A 21,650-nucleotide genomic window follows, 5' to 3' on the forward strand; every position below is an offset into this window, starting at 1 on the left:
GAAATTATTACAGGGCTAACGTTGCGGCAGACGGGTTTGGCTTACCCGTCATATTTGGCCAGAAATGCATCCGCTTCGAGCGACCGGAAGTCTTCAAGAGCGGCGCGAAGTCTCGCATGATCCCAATCCCACCAGGCGAGCCTGTCCATACGCTCGCCGATCTCTTCGGGAAAGCGGCGTCGGATCAGCTTTGCCGGGACACCGCCGACGATGGTGTAGGGCGCAACGTCTTTGGAGACCACGGCACCGGCACCGACAACCGCACCATTGCCGATGGTGACACCAGGCAGAATGGTCGCGCCATGGCCGATCCAGACATCGTGGCCGATGATCACGCGTCTTGCACGTCTTGCAGCAAAGAACTCCGTCTCGTCCTCCGCATCGTCCCAGTAGTTATGGGCGCGGTAGGTGAAGTGATGCAGCGTCGCGCGCGACATGGGATGGTTGGTGGCGTTGATGCGCACCGAGGCGGCAATGTTGACGAACTTGCCGATGGTGGCGCACCAGACGGCGCCGTCCTGCATGATGTAGGAGTAATCGTCCATCTCCACTTCTTCGATGCGGCAGCGCTCCGACACTTCGGTGTAGCGGCCGATCTTCGAGTTCGTGACACGGGCGGTTTCGTGTATAGCGGGCTCCAGGCCAACTTTGACGCTCATGCTGCAATCTTTCTGGGTGAGAACTGCGAGACATCGAGAATGCGGTCGGCGACGGCTTCACGCACTTCCTCATCATGGAAGATGCCAAGCAGCGCTGTCCCCTCGGACTTCTTTTGCCGGATCATCTCCACCACCACCTTGCGGTTCGCGGCATCGAGCGAGGCCGTCGGTTCGTCCAGCAGCAGAATAGCGTGGTCGGTGATGAAGCCGCGAGCGATGTTGACGCGCTGCTGTTCGCCACCGGAGAAGGTGGCAGGCGGCAGGGACCACAGTTCCCGTGGCAGATTGAGTTTGGACAGCAACTCCCCTGCCCGCTCGCGTGCCTCTTCAACCGGAACTTTTCGGGCAAGCAGCGGCTCCGCCACCACATCGACGGCGGCGACACGCGGGACGGTGCGCAGGAACTGGCTGACATAGCCAAGGCTGCGGTGACGAACCTCGAGCACGGTGCGCGGTGCGGCACTGCCGATATCGACCATCTGGCCCTCATGCTTGATGAGGATCTGGCCGCTATCGATGGCGTAATTGCCATAGAGCATCTTGAGGACGGAGCTTTTGCCGATCCCCGACGGGCCGCCAAGCACGACGCATTCGCCAGCCTGGACGGAGAAGTTTACATTGCGCACCACCGGCAGCTCGATACCGTCGCGCAGATGCATGGTGAAGCTTTTGAAGACTTCTGAAACAATGAGAGGGGTCGGCATGTCACACCTGCAGGATCGAGGAAACGAGGAGCTGGGTATAAGGCTCGCGCGGGTCGTCCAGTACCCGGTCAGTCAAGCCCTGCTCGATGACGTTGCCGTCCTTCATCACCATCATACGATGCGACAAGAGACGCGCGACCGCAAGGTCATGGGTGACGACGATGACGGACAGGCCGAGATCGGTGACCAGACCGCGAACGAGATCGAGAAGCCGTGCCTGCACCGAGACATCCAGACCGCCGGTCGGCTCGTCCATGAAGACCAGGCGTGGCGAGGTCACGAGGTTGCGCGCGATTTGCAGGCGCTGGCGCATGCCGCCGGAAAAGGCGCGGGGCTGGTCGTCGATGCGGTCGGTGCTGATCTCGACCCGCTCAAGCCATTCGCTGGCGGTGTTGCGGATATTGCCATAATGGCGGTTACCGACCGCCATCAGCCGTTCGCCGACATTGGCGCCGGCCGATACCGTCATGCGCAGACCGTCTGCCGGATTCTGGTGAACGAAGCCCCAATCGGTACGCATGAGGAAACGGCGCTCCGCCTCGCCCATGTGGTAAAGATCGCGCAGAGACCCGTCGCGCATGCGATATTCGACGCTGCCGGTCGTCGGCATCAGCCGGGTCGAGATGCAGTTCAGCAGCGTCGTCTTGCCGGAACCGGATTCGCCTACGATCGCCAGGACTTCTCCCGGCCAAAGATCGAATGAGACGTTGCGGCACCCGGCGCGGTCGCCGTAATATTTGGAAACGTCGCGAACTTTCAACAGCGGCTGGTCGCTCATTCTGCGGCCTCCTTTACATCGGCCAGCAAATGGCCGCGATGGCCATGTTCGCGCCGATCTTCGCAATGGTCGGTATCGGAGCAGACGAACATGCGCCCGCCCCGATCATCGAGGATGACCTCATCGAGATAGACATTGTCCGCGCCGCAGAGCGCGCATGGCTTGTCGAAGGTTTGAATTTCGAAGGTATGATCGTCGAAATCGAGACTGACGACTTCGGTAAAAGGCGGCACTGCATAAATGCGCTTTTCACGCCCAGCACCGAAGAGCTGCAAGGCTTCCGACATGTGCATTTTCGGATTGTCGAATTTCGGCGTCGGCGACGGGTCCATCACGTAACGCCCTGCGACCTTCACCGGATAGGCATAGGTGCGCGAAATCCGGCCATTATGGGCGATGTCTTCATACAGGCGCACATGCATGAGGCCATATTCTTCCAGCGCGTGCATGACGCGGGTCTCGGTCTCGCGCGGCTCGAGGAAGCGCAAAGGCTCAGGGATCGGCACCTGATAGACCAGCACCTGACCTTCCGTCAGCGTTTCTTCGGGAACGCGGTGACGCGTCTGGATGACGGTGGCATCCTTCGTGTGCGTCGTGACCGCGACATTGGCGACCTTCTGAAAGAAGGCACGGATGGAGACGGCATTGGTCGTATCATCCGCGCCTTGGTCGATGACCTTCAACACATCCTTCGGTCCGAGGATTGCGGCGGTCACCTGCACGCCGCCCGTGCCCCAGCCATAGGGCATGGGCATTTCGCGCGAAGCGAAGGGCACCTGATAGCCTGGGATCGCAATCGCCTTCAGAATAGCGCGGCGGATCATCCGCTTGGTCTGTTCGTCCAGATAGGCAAAATTGTACGTTGCGAGACCTTCATCGGTGAAGTTCTCTTCAAATGAAACTTCTTCAAGCATCGTGCGTTGTCCTTCCGTAAGTCACAACGGATGTCAGGAGTAAATGATCATGGAGATCGGAATTCTCATCGCGCTGTTCTTCACTGTATTTGCAGCGTCCAGCGTGTTTTGCGCTTACTGGTTCAACGAGCAGCGCTAAGACCAAGCCTTTATTCGGCAGCATCATTCAACCAACTTTCATCTGATCTTTGCGCAGCTTCAAAGTCGGCGCGCATCTTCCTGACGAGACCAAGTTCAGCCTGGAAATCGACGTAGTGCGGGAGTTTCAAATGCTCCACAAAGCCCGTCGCCTGAACATTGTCCGCATGTGAAATCACAAATTCTTCGTCCTGCGCCGGCGCGGTCCTGTCTTCTCCAAATTCATCCGCTCGCAGAGCGCGGTCCACCAGCGACATCGCCATGGCCTTGCGCTCGCTTTGACCGAAAACGAGGCCGTAGCCGCGTGTGAATTGCGGTGGTGCCTTGGCTGATCCCTTGAACTGGTTGACCATCTGGCATTCGGTGACCTGAATATCGCCGATGGAAACGGCAAAGCCGAGTTCGGGAATATCCAGCTCCACCTCGACCTCGCCAATCCGTACCTCGCCGACAAAGGGGTGGTTGCGGCCATAGCCACGCTGTGTCGAATAGGCCAACGCTAAAAGAAAGCCTTCATCGCCACGTGCAAGCGATTGCAGACGCAGGTCTCGCGCCATGGGAAACTCCATGGGCTCGCGGGTGAGGTCGCCTGGAATATGCTCCTCAGGCATTTCACCGTCGCTTTCGATCAGGCCTTCTTCCGCCAGAATTTCGGACACGCGCATGACGTGCTCAGGTTCTGAATCGCGCAGAACAGGCTCCTCAACCTCTCCATCCTCAAGCAGCGACGGATCAAGCAGGCGGTGGGTGTAATCGAAAGTCGGGCCGAGCAACTGGCCGCCGGGCAGATCCTTGTAGGTGGCCGACACGCGACGCTCGACCAGCATCTCGCCCGTTTCCACCGGGTTGGAATAGCCGAAACGCGGCAGCGTGGTGCGATAGGCGCGCAGCAGGAAGATCGCTTCGATCATGTCGCCGCGCGACTGCTTGACAGCGAGCGCCGCGAGCGCCCGATCGTACAGCGAGGCTTCCGCCATTACCCGGTCGACGGCAAGGCCGAGTTGCTCGACGATCTGGCCGATCGTCATGGCCGGCAGGTTGCGGTCTCCACGACGACGATCGGCAAGCAGGCGGTGTGCATTGGCAATGGCGGTTTCTCCGCCCTTTACGGCAACATACATAGCTCAGGCCTCCGTCTTTATACGGGTGGAGCGCGGCAGGCAGATGAAGTGGCTGCCGCAGGTGAGGATGACATCGACGCCGCGGGGGAAGACCGCGCGGTTCTCGCTCCAAAGCCGCACGAAGATGCCGGGCAGGCCCGAAGGGCGGATGATCTCGCTCTCGCGGATACCGGGTCCGGAAAGGCGCAAGGCTGGGCCGCTTGTCAGATCCGGTACTTCGATGATCACGGTTGCGGAGCGGTCGGGATATTCCTGGCTACCCTGAGCGAAGAGATCGAAGGAGGACAGCGTGCTTCCGGCATCCAGAACCGCGAAACGGGCGTCAGCCTTGGTGGGCGCCATCTGCGCTCCGGTATGGAAGCTCAGCCAGCTTGGAACGACGGATTTCGAAAAGGCACCGTTCATCCAAACAGGCGTCTCGTAATCGCAAAGGGTAAGAAGAATGCCGCCAGCGGCCTTGCCGAGAGGGCTTGGCGGCTGGATCGGCAGATCGAACGACTGCAGCCTTCCCGGCCGTGCCATGCCGTCCATGGCCGCCTTGAAGATGTGCTGGGAATCGAAGACCGGATCGGAAAAGCCGCCAGTTACGATGTTTGCTTTGGCGGACATTAGTCGTCTCCCCGTACCATGGTGAAGAAATCGACGCGGGTTGCGGCGGTTTGCTGAATGGCGCTGGTCTTGCGTTTTTCAAGACGAGACGCGACCACCGAGAGGACCTCGCGCTCAACGAGAGGACGGGTCGTCTCTTCCTGCCAAAGCGCATCGGCGATTGCTGCATACCACGCCTGCTTGCGGCTGGTGCCGAGCGCATGGGCATGGCCGATCGTACCGGAGGCAAGCTTGACAGTGGCGCGCGTCACGGTCGCTTCTCCGAGATTGAAGGGCGAACCGCCGCCGCCGATCTTTCCGCGCACCATGACGAGCCCGGTTTCCGGTCCACGCACCTTTTCTACTTGCGGCTTGGTGTCCAGAGCGCTCCAGCAATTGAGAAGCTCTTCAACCGTCGCACGGGCCAGCAGCCCTGCGGCCCGCTTTCTCGCCTCTTGAATTTCGGTCGGTTCGTTCATTTTATCCTCGAACGTCTATTGATATAGACAACTATACAAGATAGCTTAGATGTAAGCCCTGAGGATGACAAGCGTGTGACATGACCCTGACGAACAATATGCGAAAGAAGAACGGCGTAGCTCTGTGGCGCCAGATTGCAGACCGGATCAGGACTGCCATTGCTGCGGGGGACTATGACAGCACCGGCATGTTGCCGTCAGAAATGGTGCTGGCCGAACGCTTTGGCGTCAATCGTCATACCGTCAGAGGCGCCATCGCAGCACTTGCGGATGAGGGCATCGTTCAGGCGTTGCAAGGTCGCGGTACACTCATCACCCGAAAAGATCGCCTGAATTTCCCGATCTCGAAGCGAACACGTTTTACTGCTGGTCTTGGTGATCAGGCACGGGAAATGGAGGGCCTGCTTTTGGCGCACTCACTGGAAGCCGCGCCCACGGCGCTTGCGCAGAAGCTGAACGTCGCGCCGGGGGCGCCACTTATTCGGTTGGAGCTTTTGCGCAAGGTCGATCAGAAGCCAGTGTCGCGCTCGACATCCTGGTTTCCGGCTGAGCGCTTCAGCGGCATTGCCACTGACTACGAAGACACGGGCTCGATTACCGAGGCGCTGAAACGATCAGGCTTGGCCGACTACGTCCGCGCCTCAACCACAGTGTCCGCGCGCCATGCGGAGGCGGACGATCTGGCCGACCTCGAGCTGTCGCCGGGCGCTATTCTTCTCGTCTCCGACTCACTGAATGTCGATATGGACGGCCAGCCCATCCAGTTCGGCACGAGCCGTTTTCCCGCTGATGTGGTACAGTTCACTGTGGAGAATTGACGCTAGATCGACACGGCCGTCTATCGGGCGGCCGCTATCTGATCTGGACGGGAACGACGAAGGATGTCTGCGCTCCTGGTGGTGGCGTCGAGACCGAGGCCCTACCGATCGACGACTTGATCTTGGCATCGACGGCTTCATCGCCTGTGGATTTTACCACGCTGAGCCTGCCAATCGACCCGTCGTTTTGCACGACGAAGGACACTGTCACCGTCATTCCTGAACGTCCTGCACCGCGAACGATACGTCGGGCAACAGCGCTTTGAACTTTCGATGCCCAGTCTGCCGGAGAGACGGAAGACGATGCAGAGCCCGCGCTGTTGCGAGACGCCGCCGTTCTGTCCGACTGTGTTGCCTCAGCCTTGGCGATATCGCGGCGCTGAGATTGTTGTGGCGCCTGCGTCGGCTTCTGTACCCGCTTCTTCTCCGGCTCCTTTTCCTTCTCAACCTTTTTCTGGACTGGTGGCGGAGGCGGCGGGCGAAGGACGGGAAGCGGAACCTCGACATTTTCGAGTTCCGCCACCTGCTGTTGCTCGATCGGATCAACCTCCTGCACCGGTTCCGGCGGCGCAGGCTCCTCTACAGGCTGTACGACCTCTGGCGGCACCTCAGGTGCAGGCTCTGGCTCTGGCGGCGGTTGCTCGACGACAGGCTCCGGAACGGGTTCCGGCGGTGGTTCTACGGGCGGTAGTTCTTCGACAGGCTGGGTGACATTGCTCTTGACCTCTTCGGTCTCGATCTCGTCATTGGCTTCAACCGTTTCTTCGGTATTGACCGCTTCCGGCAGGGCCGCAAGCTCAATCATGATCGCCGCCTGAGGGGCGTTATCGCCCAGTTCTTCGGGCTTTTCCTGCATGAGATAATAGGCGCCTGCGGCATGCACCGAGACCATCACCAGTGCCGCCGCGGACCAGAGTGCGATCTCTCCAAAGCGGGATTGTCTGGAACGAGAGTGGACGGGGTCCGTCACTGCGCCCCTCCATTTGCGCCAGATCCAGGCTGACCGGTTTGCGACTGGCCGATGTCAGGAACCGGCGCCCCTGCTGGAGAGGCGCCCGCAGTACCCTCCAGTCCGACGAGCGCAATCTTCAGATAACCGCTATCACGCAGCAGATTCATGATCTCCATGAAGTGACCGTAATCGACAGCCTTGTCGGCGCGCAGGAAAATGCGCGTGTCCTTCTTGCCGCCGGTCTTGGCGTCGAGGCTCGACGCCAGCGCCTCGCGTGCCACGGCATCATTGCCGATATTGAGCGAAAGGTCGTCCTTTACCGTGAGATAGAGCGGCTGATCCGGTCGCTCGGCGGCCTTTGCCGTCGAGGCCGGGAGATCGACATTGACATCCACGGTGGCAAGCGGTGCCGCCACCATGAAGATGATCAGCAGCACCAGCATCACGTCGATGAAAGGCGTGACGTTGATCTCGTGGTTTTCGGGAAGTTCTTCCCCGTGGCTTTCTCGAATACCGCCAGCCATGATCTTATCGCCCTACCAGGGAGACCGGAGGCTTGCTGGCATTGCCCGGCGGGATGCGGCGAAAATCGAGATCGCGACTGACCAGACGCTCAACGCCTGCGGCAACATCGGCCAGAAGATGGCGATAGCCGGTGATCGAACGGGCAAAGACGTTGTAGATCACCACGGCCGGAATGGCTGCTACAAGACCGATTGCGGTTGCCAGCAGGGCTTCGGCGATGCCGGGTGCCACGATCGCAAGGTTTGTCGTCTGCGATTCAGAAATGCCGATGAAGGCGTTCATGATGCCCCAGACCGTACCGAAGAGGCCGACGAAGGGTGATACCGAGCCGATGGAGGCCAGCACGCCCGTGCCGCGCGACATGCGACGACCCGCATGGGTTTCGATGCGGGACAGGATGGAGGAGACGCGTTCTTTGATGCCGCCGCCATCGGTGTGGGCCACGACTGCATCAGAAAGCTGCATCTCGTAGGAGGCCATGCGCAACATCAAGGCGGCAGGACCGCCCTTCTTCTCGACCGCCTCTGTGGCTTCGGCGAGCGTTCTCGCCTTGTGAACGACCTTCAACGTTAAGCCAGCCCGCACCCGTGCGGCTGCGAGTTCAATCGATTTCGCCAGCCAGACCGTCCATGTAATGAGCGACGCCAGCGCAAGCCCGATCATGACGCTTTTGACGACCCAATCCGCCGCCATGAACATGCCCCAGGGGGACAGGTTGTGCGGAATGTCGGACCGTTCATCGGCGCTTACCTCCAAGGGAGAAAGAGCTTCACCGGATGGGCCTGGCTGTGCCTGCGCTGATGCCGGTTCATTGGACGGTTGCGACGGAGCCTCGCTTGTCACGGGCGCTGGCGCCGTCGCTGCAGGCGCTTGCTGATCCTGCGGCGGAGATTGCGGAGCCTGCGACGGCTGAACGGGAACAGACGGAGTGGAATTCGTAGCCGGCGAAGGAACTTCGTTCTGTGTCTGCGTCGTGGCAGGCGCGCTTTGCGACGGCGCTGCCGTCTGCGCGACGGCCTGGGCGGCGCAAGTGCCGAGTATGACGGTCATCGCCAGCGCTACGCGCCGGCCCCGCGTCCATGGTGCCACGACAGGATTGGACGAAGAAATCGAGAGAATGGAGGTCATCAGATGGTCCCGGGTTTCTGTACTGCACGACGACCAGACGCATCGGCATGAGCCCTACCCGCACCGAGGCAGCAACACGCAAGTCGCTCCGCTATAAGTGGAGTAAGATTAGCAACTAATACATTGCAGAAACCGGACCTGTAAACTCATCTTTTGGAAAAACATGCGTGATCGAACCATGTTTTTGCACTTGCGAAGTTGGGCATCACTGTTGCTGCATGGGCAGAAATTGCGCCACAAGCTCATGGCGCTCGCCGGGATAGGTCACGGTAACATGAGTAACGTAGGTCTGGCCGTGCCACGTGCGGCGCTCGACGACGAGACAGGCCGTGCCGACCGGGATGGCCAAAGCATCGGCGATGCGGCGATCCGCCGGGATGGCCCGGATGCGATGCTCGGCGGCGCTCCATGGCACCATCTGCAAAAGCCAGGTGCCTGGGCCGACAGAGGAAAAATCCGCGTCTTTCGCCTCCGGCACGGCGGAGACGTTGACGATGCGATCTTCAAGACAGAAGGGAATGTCGCCGGTGAAATGCCGGCAGGTCAGCGAAAGAATGTTGACGCCCGCCTTCACCTCCAGCGCGGCGCGATCCGGTGCTGTTGCTTTACGGAGCACGCGATGATCCAGCCTGTAGCCGTAGGTCAGGCCCATCTGCTGGACTTCGCGCTGGATATCGTGAATTTCCAGAACGGCGGATTGCGCATGTGGGCGGGTGACAAAGCTGCCGGAACGACGGCGGCGTTCGATGAGGCCCTTCTTGACCAGCTCTGTCAGAGCCTTGTTTACCGTCATGCGTGAGCAGTCATATTCCTTCGTTAATTCATGTTCGAAGGGAATACGATGGCCGGGCGGCCACTCGCCTGACAGAATCCGTCCCTCCACGTCGCTCATGATGCGTTCGTGCAAGGACTTTTCCTGTGGTGCGGCCGCATCAGCCATGGTCTTCGTTCCGTTCACAGCATCGGCACAAAAATCGGACTCGATCTTCGGAAACGCACGATGCTTCGTTCAAGAGGTAAAGCGTCTTGGTGCGTCCGATTGGACGTACGGCGCTTGAATGGCTCGCCTGATACCATCACGCTCAGCCGTTATCCATGGGTAGCCGCCGCAATCGCCTCACCGCGGATTTCTTCGGTCAGTCGCGCACGCAGTTCTGAGAATTCCGGGCTGGCCTTGACAGTATAATGACGCGGATGCGGAAGATCGACCGGGGTGATCGACTTGATGCGACCCGGACGCGCCGACATCGTCACCACACGGTTGGCCATGAAGACAGCCTCTTCAATATCATGCGTGACGAAAATCACCGTCTTCTGCTCGCGCTCCCATATACCGAGCAGCAATTCCTGCATCAGCCCGCGTGTCTGGTTGTCCAGCGCACCGAATGGTTCATCGAGCAAAAGAATGCGTGGACCGTTGGCCAGCGCTCTGGCAATTGCCGTTCTCTGCTGCATGCCGCCGGACAGTTGCTTCGGCCAATGATTTTCGAAGCCTCTCAAGCCCACCTTATCGATATAGCTATCGACGATATCCCATTTTTCCTTCTCCGCCACGCCGCGCTCGCGAAGACCAAAGGCGACGTTCTCGCGCACGGTGAGCCAGGGAAACAGTGTATAGGACTGGAAGACCATGCCACGATCGGCACCCGGCCCCTTCACTTCCTGACTAGCCAGCAGAACCTTGCCGGTGGTGGGGCGATCGAGACCGGCAATGATGCGAAGCAGGGTGGACTTCCCGCAGCCCGACGGCCCGAGAATGGTGACGAAATCGTTCTTGGGGATTTCCAGGTCTGTTGGCTGCAGGGCAAGCGTCGGCGTCCCGCCACGCACGCCCGGATAGGTGCGGCTGACACCTTGGATCACGAGTTCATTCATCAGGCAAGCCTCCAGGCGAACAGCTTTCGATTGAGAGACTTGAAGGCAAAGTCCGAGATGAGGCCGATGACGCCGATAACGATGATGCCGAAAATGATCTGCCCGGTCGCCATCAGCGCCTGGCTGTTGATGATCATATAGCCGATGCCCGAGGATGCGCCGATCAGTTCCGCCACGATGACGTAGGTCCACGCCCATCCGAGGACGAGACGCAGGATTTCAGCGATATCCGGCGCATTGGCCGGGATCAGCACGCGGCGCACGACGCCACGATCTTTCGCGCCGAGCGAATATGCCGCCTCGACCAGATCACGCCTGGTTCCAGCAACGGCGACGGCGATCATCAGGATGATCTGGAATACCGCGCCGATGAAGATGACCAGGAGCTTCTGCATTTCGCCGATGCCTGCCCACAGGATCAGCAGCGGCACAAAAGCGGATGCGGGAAGGTAGCGGGCGAAGGAAACGAAGGGTTCGAGCAACGCCTCGATCGGTTTATAAGCGCCCATGGCAATTCCGAGGGGAACAGCTACGAGTGCCGCCAGAACGAAGCCGCCCACCACGCGCCAGATGGTCATGCCGATATCATAGGCAAAGCCCTGCTCGGTCAAAAGATAGATCCCATCCTTCATCATGGTGATCGGATCAGCGAGAAAGGTCGGCGATACGAACCCGCCCAGTGTGGCGATACCCCAGGCGAGGAAGAACAGCACGAAGAATAGGATGCCGAGCGCAATCCGCGTGCTGTGTTTGATAGGCTGTAAAGGCTGCATGTCGATCCCGACAGTCATGAGGCAGGGCGCAGCATCAAGCCGCGCCCGATGGTGTTGCGTGATGACCGATTACTTGATGAAGGAGGTGTCGGCCAGCGTCGAAAGATCGGGCTTCGACTTGATGACGCCGATTTCGAGGAGAAGATCAGCGGCCTTTTCCGAAAATGTCTTGAACTCGCCTTCGAAGAAATTCTGGTTGGCCGCCTTGTCCTGCCACTCAAGGAACTTGGCGGAGTTGCCGAAAGCCTCTCCCGACTGCTTCACGTCTGCGCCCATGGTCGCGTAAGCCTTCTCAGGATCGGCCTTGATGGCGTCGAGCGCTTCAAAATAGCTTGTTGCCAACGCCTTGGCGGCGTCCGGGTGGGCCTTGAGGAACTCCGGCGTGCAGCCGAACGTGTCCATCACGGCCGGGTAATCCAGCGTTGTGGCGATGATCTTGCCCTTGTCGGGTGCGGCACGAACGGTGGATAGATAGGGCTCGTAAGTCATAGCGGCGTCGTTCTGGCCGGCGACGAACGCTTGTGCTGCCGGGCCGGGCTCGAGGTTCACGACCTTCACGTCCTTCAGCGTCAGCCCGTTTTCCTTGAGAATCCAGGCGAGAAAGAAATAGGGCGAGGTGCCAGGCGCCGATGCGGCAATCGTCTTGCCCTTCAGATCGGCGATCTTGGCGATGTCGTTGCGAACGGCCATGCCATCTGCACCATGCGATTTGTCCATCTGGAAGATCTGCGTCGATTTGACACCGTTGGCGTTCCACGCGACCCAGGTTTCAACGGTGGTTGCCGCGCACTGGATATCGCCGGAGGCGAGCGCCAGGTGACGGCTTGCCTGCGGAATCTTCTTGATCTCGACCTTCAGGCCGTTCTTTTCGAAAATGCCCGCTTCCTTGGCAAGCGTCAGCGGCGCAAAGCCTGTCCATCCGGACATGCCGATGGTGACAGATGTTTCAGCGTGGGCCACGGTGGAAAACAGTGCGGCGGCGAGAAGGGCAAAACCCAGTGTCTTTCTCATGATCGATCCCCTGTTGCTTTATTTTTGAGCGGCAACTTTCTCCGCTTCTTTAGAGAGCATTAATTCACAGGGAGAATAATTTGTCTAGACAAAATACGTTACTGACCGGCGCGGTGTGCGGCCCTGGCCTCAAGCATCGAGAATACGCTATGGATCAAAACGGCAAGTGCCGCCACGATCAAGCCGCCTTGCAAGATGAAGGCAAGGTTGTTGGATTGCAACCCGGCGATGATGACTTCGCCAAGCGTGCGAGCCGCAACGGTTGAGCCGATGGTTGCCGTTGAAAGGCTGATGACGGCCGACAGTCGGATGCCGGCAAGAATTGCGGACATGGCGAGGGGCATATCGATCTTCCACAATCGCTGCCAGCCGGTCATTCCGGCCCCGCGGGCTGCTTCTGTGATCGCAGCCGGAACCGTCGTCAGGCCTGTCAGGGTATTTTCAAAGACGGGCAGCAAGGCATAAAGAAACAGCGCCACCAACGTCGGCTTCTGTCCGAACCCCATGATCGGCACCGCAAGTGCGAGCACGGCAACCGGCGGAAATGTCTGGCCGATATTGACGATGCTGCGAGACAGCGGCAGGAACTCACGGCCGAAAGGACGGCTGACTAGAACTGCAAGTGTCGCGGCCACTAGCGTGGCAGCCGCCGTCGCCATCCCCACGATTGCCAGATGGGACAGCGTCAGGGACAAAAGATTGGCCTGCTGGTAGATAGCCGATGCATTGGCTTGGACAAGCGGTAAGAAGATCGGGGCAAACGTGCTTGGGGTTACCAGGAAGACGATGAGCACTATCGCCAACCCGACCACAAGCACCGGGCCGAGCAGCCCTCCTTCGCCCGCGCCCCTCATGAACGGCCCGCGGCTTGTTGCAGGAGTGTCTCGCGCCGAATAAGGCCGATCTTTCGCCCATCGCCGCCGACGACCGGCAAACTGTCTCGTCCTGCCCAGAGCATTGCCGAAAGCGCATCACGTTGATTGAGGCCATCCCACAGTGGTTCACCTTCCGCTTCTCCAGGTTCCACAAGTTCGGACACGGTTGCAACGGAAAGCAGTCTCAGGGGTCTCTCGCGCTCGCCGATCAACGTTCGGACGAATGGCGTTGCCGGGCTCAAGACCAGTTCGGCCGGTCGCCCGTTTTGCACGATCTTCCCTTTGTCCATCACCGCAATCTGATCCGCCAGGAAGAAGGCCTCATCCATGTCATGGGTCACGAGAATGATGGTGACACCGAGTTTCTTCTGGATTGCCAGAAGATCTTCCTGCGCCTTGGCGCGGATGATCGGGTCGAGCGCGCCAAAGGGCTCGTCCATTAAAAGAATGTTCGGCTCGGCTGCCAGAGCGCGCGCGACGCCGACGCGTTGCTGCTGCCCCCCTGAGAGTTCGCTGGGAAAGCGGTTGGCGTAGAGTTTCGGATCGAGTTGAAAGAGGGCGAGCAGTTCTTGAACTTTCGCAGATATCCGCTGGCGGTCCCAGCCAAGCAGCTCCGGCACGGTTGCGATGTTCTGGGCAACGGTACGATGCGGAAAAAGCCCGTGTCCTTGTATGGCATAACCGATGCTGCGGCGAAGCTCGAACCCTGGCAGATCCAGAACGTTGCGCCCATCGATCCGAATGATACCCAAGGTCGGTTCAACGAGACGATTGATCATGCGCAAAAGCGTCGTCTTCCCGGACCCTGAGGTGCCGACGATGACGGTGACGCTGTTTGCACGAACAGAAAGGCTCACATTGTCGACCACCGTGGCGTCGCCGTAACGCTTGGAGAGGTTTTCAATCTCGATCATGTGGCTTTTCCTCGTGACAGGAGCTTGCTGTCGATCAGTGCATCCAGCAAAATTGCCGCAGCAAATCCCAGGATCACGGTCGGGATTGTCCCAAGAAGAACAAGGTCCATCGCCGTCTGGCCGATGCCCTGGAAGACGAAGACGCCGAAACCGCCGCCGCCGATGAGCGCCGCAATCGTCGCAAGGCCGATGTTCTGTACCAGCACGATGCGCAGGCCGGTCAAGATGATGGGAAGCGCCAGTGGAAACTCCACCTTAAGCAGGCTTTGGCGGCCCGTCATGCCGATACCGCGCGCCGCATCACGCACAGCAGGCGAAACGCCGGCGAGCCCAACAACCGTATTGGAAACGATCGGAAGCAGCGAATAGAGAAACAGCGCGACGAAGGCTGGGGCAGCACCGATGCCGCGGATGCCGATTTCCGAGGCGCCCGGGACATGCGCGCCAATCCAGCCCAGCGGCGCAATCAGAATACCGAAGAGCGCAATGGAAGGGATTGTCTGGATGATGTTGAGGCTGTTCAGCATGGCGGCTCGAATACGCTCAACTCTAAAACACAGCACGCCAAGAGGAATACCGACCAGCATGGCTGCGAACACGGAGCCCAAGGCCAGTTGAAGGTGGCGCTGCGCTTCCGTCCAGAAGATATCGGAGCGGCTCTGATACTCCTTCATGATCGAGACCTCGTTCCAGAGGCCAGAGAGCAGGAAGGCGCTGAGAACCATAAGCGCGAGCACAAGAAGGACAAGACGTGTCAGAGGCTTTGGATTGAGCCTTGCGATGGCATCCGTGGCGAGAACCACCAGCCCGGCAAGCAACAACCAGAATCCGGTGGCGGCTGACACGCGGGCGTAGGTGTTTTCGGGCGGGATGAGAGACGATGCCGAGAGCCCGATTGCGACCGCCAACGCCACCAAAGCCACAAAGGCGGTTGCCAGACGGATCTTGGTATTCGCGACGAACAGCGCGACTCCTGCGGCCAAAACGATGATGCCGATCAAGCCGTAACCGACAGAGGTCGGCATGCTGTCCAGCAGAAAGCGTCCCTCCCCCTGAACTATCCGGTTTGCGCGAAAGCTGACGAAGGGCGGAACAAGTGCAGCATAGAGGAGCAGGCCGCAGATCAGAACGCCGACCTTATCGACATGTCGTGTGACATTTTGCGGCTTTGGAATGGCGTTCTCGCTCTGCAACGACAGCCCTTACTTTACGAAGCCGTTCTTGGTGAGAAAATCGAGTGCAACGGCTTTGGCCTGTTCCCCACCCACCTGCACACGGCCATTCAGTTCCTGAAGGGTCGTGAGGTCGAGCTTTTCGAAAACAGGCTTCAGCACCTTTTCGATATCCGGGTGCTTCTTCAGCACCTCTTCGCGGATGATGGGCGCAGGCTGGTAGACCGGCTGCACATTCTTGTCGTCCGTGAGAACGACGAGGCCGGACGGCGAAATCCCGCCATCGGTGCCGTAAACCATGGCAGCGTTGGCATTGTTGGTCTGGTTGGCGGCCGCGGCAATCGTGGCTGCCGTATCGCCACCGGAGAGTGTGATCAACTGCTCCGGCTTCAGCGTGAAGCCGTAGGTCTTCTGGAAGGCGGGTAAAGCTGCCGCCGAGTTGACGAACTCGGAGGATGCAGCAAGGACGATCTGGCCGCCGCCGGCAACATATTTGCCGAAATCGCTCAGTGTCTTGAGATTGTTCTTCTCCGCCACATCCTTGCGAACCGCGATACCCCAAGTGTTGTTGGCAGGAGAAGGCGACAGCCAGACGATCTTGTTGGCATCGTAGTCCAGCGTCTTGGCTTCTTCATAGGCCTTTGCGGCATCCTTCCAGACAGGGTCGTCTGCCTTTTCGAAGAAAAACGCAGCGTTACCGGTATACTCAGGATAGATATCAATCTCGCCTGCGATAATCGCTTTGCGCACCACAGGTGTGGCGCCCAGCTGGATGCGGTCGGTGGTGGCGATGTTGTTGACGTTCAGAACCGACTGAATAATGTTGCCAAGAACGCTGCCTTCCGTGTCGATCTTGGATGAGACGACGACCTGGGCCTGGGCAATTGAGGCATAAAGAGCAAGCGCAAACCCGGCGCCAGCCAGCTTCATCAGACGGTTCATGGGCAATCTCCACTCGGAACGGTTACGCGGGTAGGACAATCCCTCGGCTTTCTGACCATCACTGATGAGCTACTGTCCCCGGTTCAGCACGAGGTAACGAGGTAAGCGACAAAAAAGTTGCAGCGAAAGATGCGGGTGAACGAGATTCGCCGGATTGCGTCCGGCAGTCAACGCTCTCGCGCTTGCTTGCCGATGACGAACGGCATGAGCACCGACAGAAACAGCAGGCGCAATACATGATGCGAACCGACATAGGCCGTATCTGCATGCATCATCACCGCCATCGCTGCCATGGTCTCAAGACCCCCTGGTGCAAAAGCGATCATCACGGCGTTGAGCGGGACGCCCGTCAGGCGCGAGACCAGAACGGCAACCGAGCAGGCAAGGACAACGACCGCGACTGTGACCACCGCACCTGCCAAGAACGCCTTCCTCATGTCCCTCAACGAGGAGCGCGAGAAGCGCGTGCCGATCAGGCTTCCAAGGACGATGTAGGTGGGGATGGCGAGCCAGTCCGGCACACCGCCGCTGGAGAAGCCCGTGATATGCGAACCAATGGACACGGCAACACCACCGAGCAGCAACGCCGCCGGAAAGCGCCAACGCATGAAGAGAAGACCGACGACTAGAGACGCCACCAAGGTCAGGCCAAGTTCGAGCGCCGGCATGGGTGGCGGCAGGATGGAAGGCTCGATGCTGACGAGATCGAGATACTTGACGATCAGCGGCACGGTGAGTGTGAGCGCCAGAACGCGTACACTCTGGATAACGCTGACCGTTGCCAGATCGCTCTTGGTCTCTGCCGTCAGGCTGATGATGTAACTGAGATGGCCGGGCGACGCACCGAGCATTGCCGTCGTGTGGTCGTAGCGGAAGATGACGCGCAGGATCCAGTAGGCAGTATAAAGAAGCGCCACCACCGTCAACAGCACTGCAATGAAGCTCAGGGGCCAGGTTCTGGCAGCTTCGAAGACGTTCGGCGTGATGTTCGCTCCCATCGACACGCCGACGATGACGAAGGTGGCGTTGCGAAGGTTTTTTGGCACAGAGAGCGTCAAGCCGAGAAGACTTGCGCCGGTGACGGCAAGTGCCGGTCCGCACAGGAAAGGCGCCGGCAAACCCACGAGAACACCGAACAGCGCACCGAGACTGCCGATAAAGACGGTCAGGGCAAGGCGAGAAAGTTCGGATATTGAAATCATGGCACCGGTGAGAATCAGAACGCAAACAGGAGACGTCCACTTGCGCCGTCATCACCGCTAGAATCAAGCTTTTCCAAAAGAAAAGCCCGCCGGCCATCTGCGGGCGGGCTTTTGTCAAAGTGTCGAAGCGCTAATCAGGCCGCCGCGACCGGGGTCGGATGCACGCGAGGCGCCAGTTGATCGAGACCAAGCAGGAAGTTAATCTGCGGGCGAGCCTTGACGAGATCGTCGATCGAATATTCGGTCAGGACGTCGAAAAACGCGTTCAGCGCCTTGCGAAGCGCGGAGTTGAGGCCGCAGCTGTCTACAAGCGGACACTCGACAGCGCCATCCTCGAAACATTCCGCCATGGCAAAGCTGTCTTCGGTGACTTTGACCACGTCGAACAGGCTGATCTTGTCGGCCGGCTTGCCGAGCTTCACGCCGCCATTGCGGCCTCGCACGGTTTCGACGAGGCCGGCCTTGGTCAGCGGCTGAAGAATTTTGAAAAGGAAGAGCTCCGACACGCCGTAAGCCTTGGCGATTTCAGGGATGCGGCTCAGATTGCCGTCATTGGCGGCGCAATACATCAACATGCGGACTGCATAGTTGGTCTGTTTGGTCAAACGCATGCTGATCTCCTGATCGGTAATGTGGAGTTATATAGTTTGTTTTTCAGTTTAGAACAATTCCAGACATGAAAAAATCTTCCTTACCCGTTCGATCTGTGGCGCTTGACCGTTGACCGGTCCGCCGATTCATGAACAAACAACTCCACAATTCAATCCTACTGCATCGGCCCGAAAATCGGAACCGATTTTCGGAAATGCTCGGTGCGGAGATTCAACGGGATCGCGCCTTCCTTGTGCGTTCGACAATGGACGCGCGGCGCGCTAATGGAGACCTGTGGCATGGTAAGCTTGAAAACCAGCTTTCTGACGCTCGGTACGGCGTTATCTTTGGCCTGTGGCAGCACGTCATCAGCCTTTGCCGGTGGTGAGGTTAATGTCTACTCCTACCGCCAGCCGGAACTGATCCAGCCGCTGCTTGACGCCTTCACCAAGGAAACCGGGATCGAGACAAACGTCCTGTTCCTGGACAAAGGCCTGGTCGAACGCCTTCAAGCCGAAGGTGTCAATTCTCCTGCCGATGTTCTGCTGACTGTCGATATTGCCCGGCTTGTCGAGGCTAAGGAAGGCGGCGTCACGCAGCCGGTGCTCAACGACCCGATCATCGAAAAAGATATTCCGGCCAATCTTCGCGATCCGGAAGGCGAGTGGTTCGGTCTGACCACTAGAGGACGTGTCGTCTATGCCTCCAAGGAGCGCGTACCGCAGCAGTCGATCACCTATGAGGAGCTGGCCGATCCGAAGTGGAAGGGCAAGATTTGCATCCGCGACGGGCAGCATTCCTACAATATCGCGCTCTTTGCCTCGATGATTGCCCATCACGGCCTCGACTACACCCGCACCTGGCTGACAGGCTTGAAGAACAATCTAGCGCGCAAGCCAGATGGCACGGATCGCAGCCAGGCCAAATCCATCTATTCCGGAGAGTGCGATATTGCGCTGGGCAACACCTATTACGTCGGCTTGATGCTGACCAATGACCAGGAACCGGAAGAAAAGGTCTGGGCCAATTCCGTCAAGGTCATCTTCCCCAATGCCGAAGATCGCGGCACACATGTCAACATCTCCGGCGTTGCCATGACCAAATACGCGCCTAACAGGGAAAACGCCATGAAACTGATGGAATTCCTGGCGTCTGGAGAAGCGCAGGAAATCTACGCCAAGCAGGTTTTCGAGTATCCGGTGCTGCCAAGCGCCCAACCTTCCGATGTGGTCAAGGGCTTCGGGCTGATCAAGCCCGACACATTGTCGCTGACCGAGATCGCGGCGCACCGGAAAGAGGCTTCCGAACTGGTCGACGAAGTCGGCTTCAATGACGGGCCGTCGCAATAAGGGCGGGCCTACAAATCTACCGATGACGAAAAAAACGCCCGCGACGACATCGCGGGCGTTTTTTGTGGTGTCGTTCACCTAAAGCGATCATGCCGCCTTAATGAGATCGCCATGCGGATCGAGAACAAACTTGGTCGCGGCACCCTGATCGAAGCTTTCATAGCCCTGGACCGCGTCATCCAGCGCAATGATCTTGGCGTTGACGATATCGGCGATCGGGAGACGATCATGCAGGATCGCTTGCATCAGCTGGCGGTTATATTTAAGAACCGGCGTCTGCCCCGTATGGAAGGACTGCGCTTTCGCCCAGCCAAGGCCAAAGCGGAGCGACAGGCTACCTTGCTTGGCAGCATCGTCCACAGCGCCCGGATCTTCCGTGACATAGAGGCCCGGAATACCGATGTTACCGGCCGCACGGGTGATTTCCATCATCTGGTTGAGAACGATAGCAGGCTGTTCGCCGCCCGCATGTCCGCGCGCTTCGAAGCCAACCGCATCGATTGCGCTGTCCACCTCATTGGTGCCGACGATCTCGGCAATCATGTCACCAAGACGATCGCCCTTGGACAGATCGACAGGCTCGAAACCAACCTTGGCAGCATGCGCCAGACGATCCTTATTGAAGTCGCCGATCATCACCACGGCTGCGCCGAGAATACGGGCGGAGGCTGCGGCGGCAAGACCGACCGGACCTGCGCCCGCCACATAGACGGTCGAGCCGACGCCGACGCCAGCTTTGACCGCACCGTGGAAACCGGTCGGCAGGATATCGGACAGCATGGTCAGGTCGCGGATTTTAGACATCGCTCTGTCGCGATCGGGGAATTTCAGAAGGTTGAAGTCGGCATAGGGGATTGTGACATATTTCGCCTGACCGCCGATCCAGCCGCCCATATCGACATACCCGTATGCGCCACCGGCGCGAGACGGATTGACGGTGAGGCAGACGCCGGTGTCCTGCGACTTGCAGCAACGGCAACGACCGCAGGCAACATTGAAGGGTACTGAGACGATATCACCAACCTGCAGCATCTCGACATCGATGCCCTTTTCGATGACTTCTCCGGTGATCTCGTGACCGAGGACTAAGCCTGGCATCGCGGTCGTGCGACCACGCACCATGTGCTGGTCCGAGCCGCAAATATTGGTCGAGATGACTTTAAGGATCACGCCATGCTCGATCCTGCGTCCGTCCGGGGCTTCCAGCTTCGGATCGTCAATATCGCGAACCTCCACCTGACCCGGCCGTAAATAGACAACGCCTCGGTTCCTGCTCATATCCATCTCCTCCATGGTTTGAACATCAATGCCGAAGCCGTCAGGGCCACGACATTCTCCACTGTCGGACGATCAATAGACGATCCGGTAAAGACTGGGACTTACCCCTCCTCACCGACGGATCCTCCAGACTGATCCTCCTCCTGACCGGTTGAGACCGGCCATCTGCGCAAATAACGCCACCTCCTCAAGTGGCGTTTCGATGCCGACAGGAGACCACGTGAGGCTGGGCTAGACGTTCTGGATTACGACACGCCATGTGTGTTCAACGACACTGAGGCCGCGCTTCTAGAAGGCGTTTGGCATTGTCCCGACGCCAATATCCAATGGACTGTGCGTGTGAAAGATTTGATGTTTGTTGTAGGATATGCCCGCAGTTACGTGCGTGGCTGGACGCGAGGCTATCGAAATTCAGAAAGGTGGCAACGGATTTTGCAATGCCCGCAATAACTTACAGCTGCAGGGAGAAGTCATCGGACTTTTGGTGAATGATGTTTGTCATTGAAGCCCACTACAAGAGGCCACCATCATCATGCCGTCCTAATGGAGTCGCATTTTCGAGGGGATGATCGCTGCTCCGAAACCACGCACTCCTGGAGTGCAAGCGTTCCTGCTCCACAAACGCAAAAAACCCCGCAGGGTTGAGCCACGGGGTTTTTATAAAGATCGAGAATTTGGTTGCGGGGGCAGGATTTGAACCTGCGGCCTTCAGGTTATGAGCCTGACGAGCTACCGGGCTGCTCCACCCCGCGTTGACTTTTGTCGACTATTACAGCCGAATAAGCTTAGAACTGCAAAAGGCCGCGTATTGCGCGGCCATTGGTATCGGCATTAGCCGCGGTTGTGATTGAGAAGATGTGTTGT

General features: G+C 58.8%; 23 protein-coding genes and 1 tRNA gene. 2 read left to right on the forward strand and 22 right to left on the reverse strand.

Annotation, left to right across the window (positions count from 1 at the left end):
- Positions 1 to 41: 41 nt before the first annotated feature.
- From WKI41_RS14000 to phnG, 7 genes are all read right to left on the reverse strand, one after another.
- Positions 42 to 659 carry a DapH/DapD/GlmU-related protein gene (locus WKI41_RS14000; protein WP_340194103.1) on the reverse strand — a complete coding sequence of 206 codons (618 nt, stop codon included), beginning with the start codon at positions 657 to 659 and terminating at the stop codon, positions 42 to 44.
- Positions 656 to 1,363: a phosphonate C-P lyase system protein PhnL gene (gene phnL / locus WKI41_RS14005; protein ID WP_340194104.1), complete on the reverse strand. Its 708-nt coding sequence runs from the start codon at positions 1,361 to 1,363 to the stop codon at positions 656 to 658. The genes WKI41_RS14000 and phnL overlap by 4 nt, the downstream gene beginning before the upstream one ends.
- Before the next feature lies 1 nt (position 1,364).
- A complete protein-coding gene (gene phnK, locus WKI41_RS14010) occupies positions 1,365 to 2,141 on the reverse strand; it encodes a phosphonate C-P lyase system protein PhnK (RefSeq protein WP_340194105.1) in 777 nt (258 codons plus the stop codon).
- Positions 2,138 to 3,055 carry an alpha-D-ribose 1-methylphosphonate 5-phosphate C-P-lyase PhnJ gene (locus WKI41_RS14015; RefSeq protein ID WP_340194106.1) on the reverse strand — a complete coding sequence of 306 codons (918 nt, stop codon included), beginning with the start codon at positions 3,053 to 3,055 and terminating at the stop codon, positions 2,138 to 2,140. Before WKI41_RS14015 ends, phnK begins: the two co-directional genes overlap by 4 nt.
- Before the next feature lie 149 nt (positions 3,056 to 3,204).
- Entirely contained in the window at positions 3,205 to 4,314 is a 1,110-nt protein-coding gene (locus WKI41_RS14020; RefSeq protein ID WP_340194107.1) for a carbon-phosphorus lyase complex subunit PhnI, read from the reverse strand.
- Between the two features lie 3 nt (positions 4,315 to 4,317).
- Positions 4,318 to 4,923: a phosphonate C-P lyase system protein PhnH gene (gene phnH / locus WKI41_RS14025; RefSeq protein ID WP_340194108.1), complete on the reverse strand. Its 606-nt coding sequence runs from the start codon at positions 4,921 to 4,923 to the stop codon at positions 4,318 to 4,320.
- A complete protein-coding gene (phnG, locus tag WKI41_RS14030; protein WP_111850278.1) occupies positions 4,923 to 5,381 on the reverse strand; it encodes a phosphonate C-P lyase system protein PhnG in 459 nt (152 codons plus the stop codon). Before phnG ends, phnH begins: the two co-directional genes overlap by 1 nt.
- A gap of 80 nt (positions 5,382 to 5,461) precedes the next feature.
- Between phnG and phnF the strand changes: the two genes are divergently transcribed.
- A complete protein-coding gene (gene phnF / locus WKI41_RS14035; RefSeq protein ID WP_340194109.1) occupies positions 5,462 to 6,199 on the forward strand; it encodes a phosphonate metabolism transcriptional regulator PhnF in 738 nt (245 codons plus the stop codon).
- Positions 6,200 to 6,233: 34 nt separating this feature from the next.
- On the opposite strand, the gene WKI41_RS14040 is transcribed toward phnF, so the two are convergent.
- The 13 genes from WKI41_RS14040 to rirA all read right to left on the reverse strand — a co-directional run bounded on the left by WKI41_RS14040 (position 6,234) and on the right by rirA (position 18,179).
- Entirely contained in the window at positions 6,234 to 7,169 is a 936-nt protein-coding gene (locus WKI41_RS14040) for a TonB family protein (protein ID WP_340194110.1), read from the reverse strand.
- The gene (gene exbD / locus WKI41_RS14045) at positions 7,166 to 7,675 is read right to left on the reverse strand and encodes a TonB system transport protein ExbD (RefSeq protein WP_340194111.1); all 510 of its coding nucleotides are present in this window, start codon (positions 7,673 to 7,675) and stop codon (positions 7,166 to 7,168) included. The genes WKI41_RS14040 and exbD overlap by 4 nt, the downstream gene beginning before the upstream one ends.
- Positions 7,676 to 7,679: 4 nt before the next feature.
- On the reverse strand, positions 7,680 to 8,804 hold the full coding sequence (gene exbB / locus WKI41_RS14050; protein WP_340194112.1) for a tonB-system energizer ExbB: 1,125 nt from the start codon (positions 8,802 to 8,804) through the stop codon (positions 7,680 to 7,682).
- A 205-nt stretch (positions 8,805 to 9,009) separates the two neighbouring features.
- Positions 9,010 to 9,744 (reverse strand): histidine utilization repressor, encoded by a 735-nt coding sequence (hutC, locus tag WKI41_RS14055; protein WP_340194113.1) that lies wholly within the window; start codon positions 9,742 to 9,744, stop codon positions 9,010 to 9,012.
- A gap of 149 nt (positions 9,745 to 9,893) precedes the next feature.
- Positions 9,894 to 10,679, reverse strand: a complete 786-nt coding sequence (locus tag WKI41_RS14060; RefSeq protein ID WP_340194114.1) for an ABC transporter ATP-binding protein — start codon at positions 10,677 to 10,679, stop codon at positions 9,894 to 9,896.
- The gene (locus WKI41_RS14065) at positions 10,679 to 11,452 is read right to left on the reverse strand and encodes an ABC transporter permease (RefSeq protein ID WP_340194115.1); all 774 of its coding nucleotides are present in this window, start codon (positions 11,450 to 11,452) and stop codon (positions 10,679 to 10,681) included. The genes WKI41_RS14060 and WKI41_RS14065 overlap by 1 nt, the downstream gene beginning before the upstream one ends.
- 69 nt (positions 11,453 to 11,521) lie before the next feature.
- On the reverse strand, positions 11,522 to 12,463 hold the full coding sequence (locus WKI41_RS14070) for an ABC transporter substrate-binding protein (RefSeq protein ID WP_340194116.1): 942 nt from the start codon (positions 12,461 to 12,463) through the stop codon (positions 11,522 to 11,524).
- 98 nt (positions 12,464 to 12,561) lie between these two features.
- Positions 12,562 to 13,317, reverse strand: coding sequence for an ABC transporter permease (locus tag WKI41_RS14075; RefSeq protein ID WP_340194117.1), 756 nt, complete (start codon positions 13,315 to 13,317; stop codon positions 12,562 to 12,564).
- Positions 13,314 to 14,252 carry an ABC transporter ATP-binding protein gene (locus WKI41_RS14080; RefSeq protein WP_340194118.1) on the reverse strand — a complete coding sequence of 313 codons (939 nt, stop codon included), beginning with the start codon at positions 14,250 to 14,252 and terminating at the stop codon, positions 13,314 to 13,316. Before WKI41_RS14080 ends, WKI41_RS14075 begins: the two co-directional genes overlap by 4 nt.
- Positions 14,249 to 15,445 (reverse strand): ABC transporter permease, encoded by a 1,197-nt coding sequence (locus WKI41_RS14085; protein ID WP_340194119.1) that lies wholly within the window; start codon positions 15,443 to 15,445, stop codon positions 14,249 to 14,251. The genes WKI41_RS14080 and WKI41_RS14085 overlap by 4 nt, the downstream gene beginning before the upstream one ends.
- 9 nt (positions 15,446 to 15,454) lie before the next feature.
- Complete coding sequence (gene osmF / locus WKI41_RS14090) at positions 15,455 to 16,366, reverse strand: glycine betaine ABC transporter substrate-binding protein OsmF (RefSeq protein WP_340194120.1); 912 nt, start codon at positions 16,364 to 16,366, stop codon at positions 15,455 to 15,457.
- A gap of 167 nt (positions 16,367 to 16,533) precedes the next feature.
- Positions 16,534 to 17,568, reverse strand: coding sequence for an AbrB family transcriptional regulator (locus WKI41_RS14095; protein WP_340194121.1), 1,035 nt, complete (start codon positions 17,566 to 17,568; stop codon positions 16,534 to 16,536).
- Positions 17,569 to 17,702: 134 nt separating this feature from the next.
- Entirely contained in the window at positions 17,703 to 18,179 is a 477-nt protein-coding gene (gene rirA / locus WKI41_RS14100) for an iron-responsive transcriptional regulator RirA (protein WP_062427286.1), read from the reverse strand.
- A gap of 279 nt (positions 18,180 to 18,458) precedes the next feature.
- On the opposite strand from rirA, the gene WKI41_RS14105 reads away from it, so the two are divergent.
- Complete coding sequence (locus tag WKI41_RS14105) at positions 18,459 to 19,508, forward strand: Fe(3+) ABC transporter substrate-binding protein (RefSeq protein ID WP_425341036.1); 1,050 nt, start codon at positions 18,459 to 18,461, stop codon at positions 19,506 to 19,508.
- Positions 19,509 to 19,595: 87 nt separating this feature from the next.
- On the opposite strand, the gene fdhA is transcribed toward WKI41_RS14105, so the two are convergent.
- Together fdhA and WKI41_RS14115 are read right to left on the reverse strand one after the other, a co-directional pair.
- Positions 19,596 to 20,786, reverse strand: coding sequence for a formaldehyde dehydrogenase, glutathione-independent (gene fdhA, locus WKI41_RS14110; RefSeq protein WP_340194122.1), 1,191 nt, complete (start codon positions 20,784 to 20,786; stop codon positions 19,596 to 19,598).
- A gap of 675 nt (positions 20,787 to 21,461) precedes the next feature.
- Positions 21,462 to 21,538, reverse strand: a tRNA-Met gene (locus WKI41_RS14115).
- Positions 21,539 to 21,650: the final 112 nt, after the last annotated feature.

It is taken from the genome of Agrobacterium larrymoorei (assembly GCF_037722385.1).
In the GTDB taxonomy this organism is placed as follows: domain Bacteria; phylum Pseudomonadota; class Alphaproteobacteria; order Rhizobiales; family Rhizobiaceae; genus Agrobacterium; species Agrobacterium larrymoorei_C.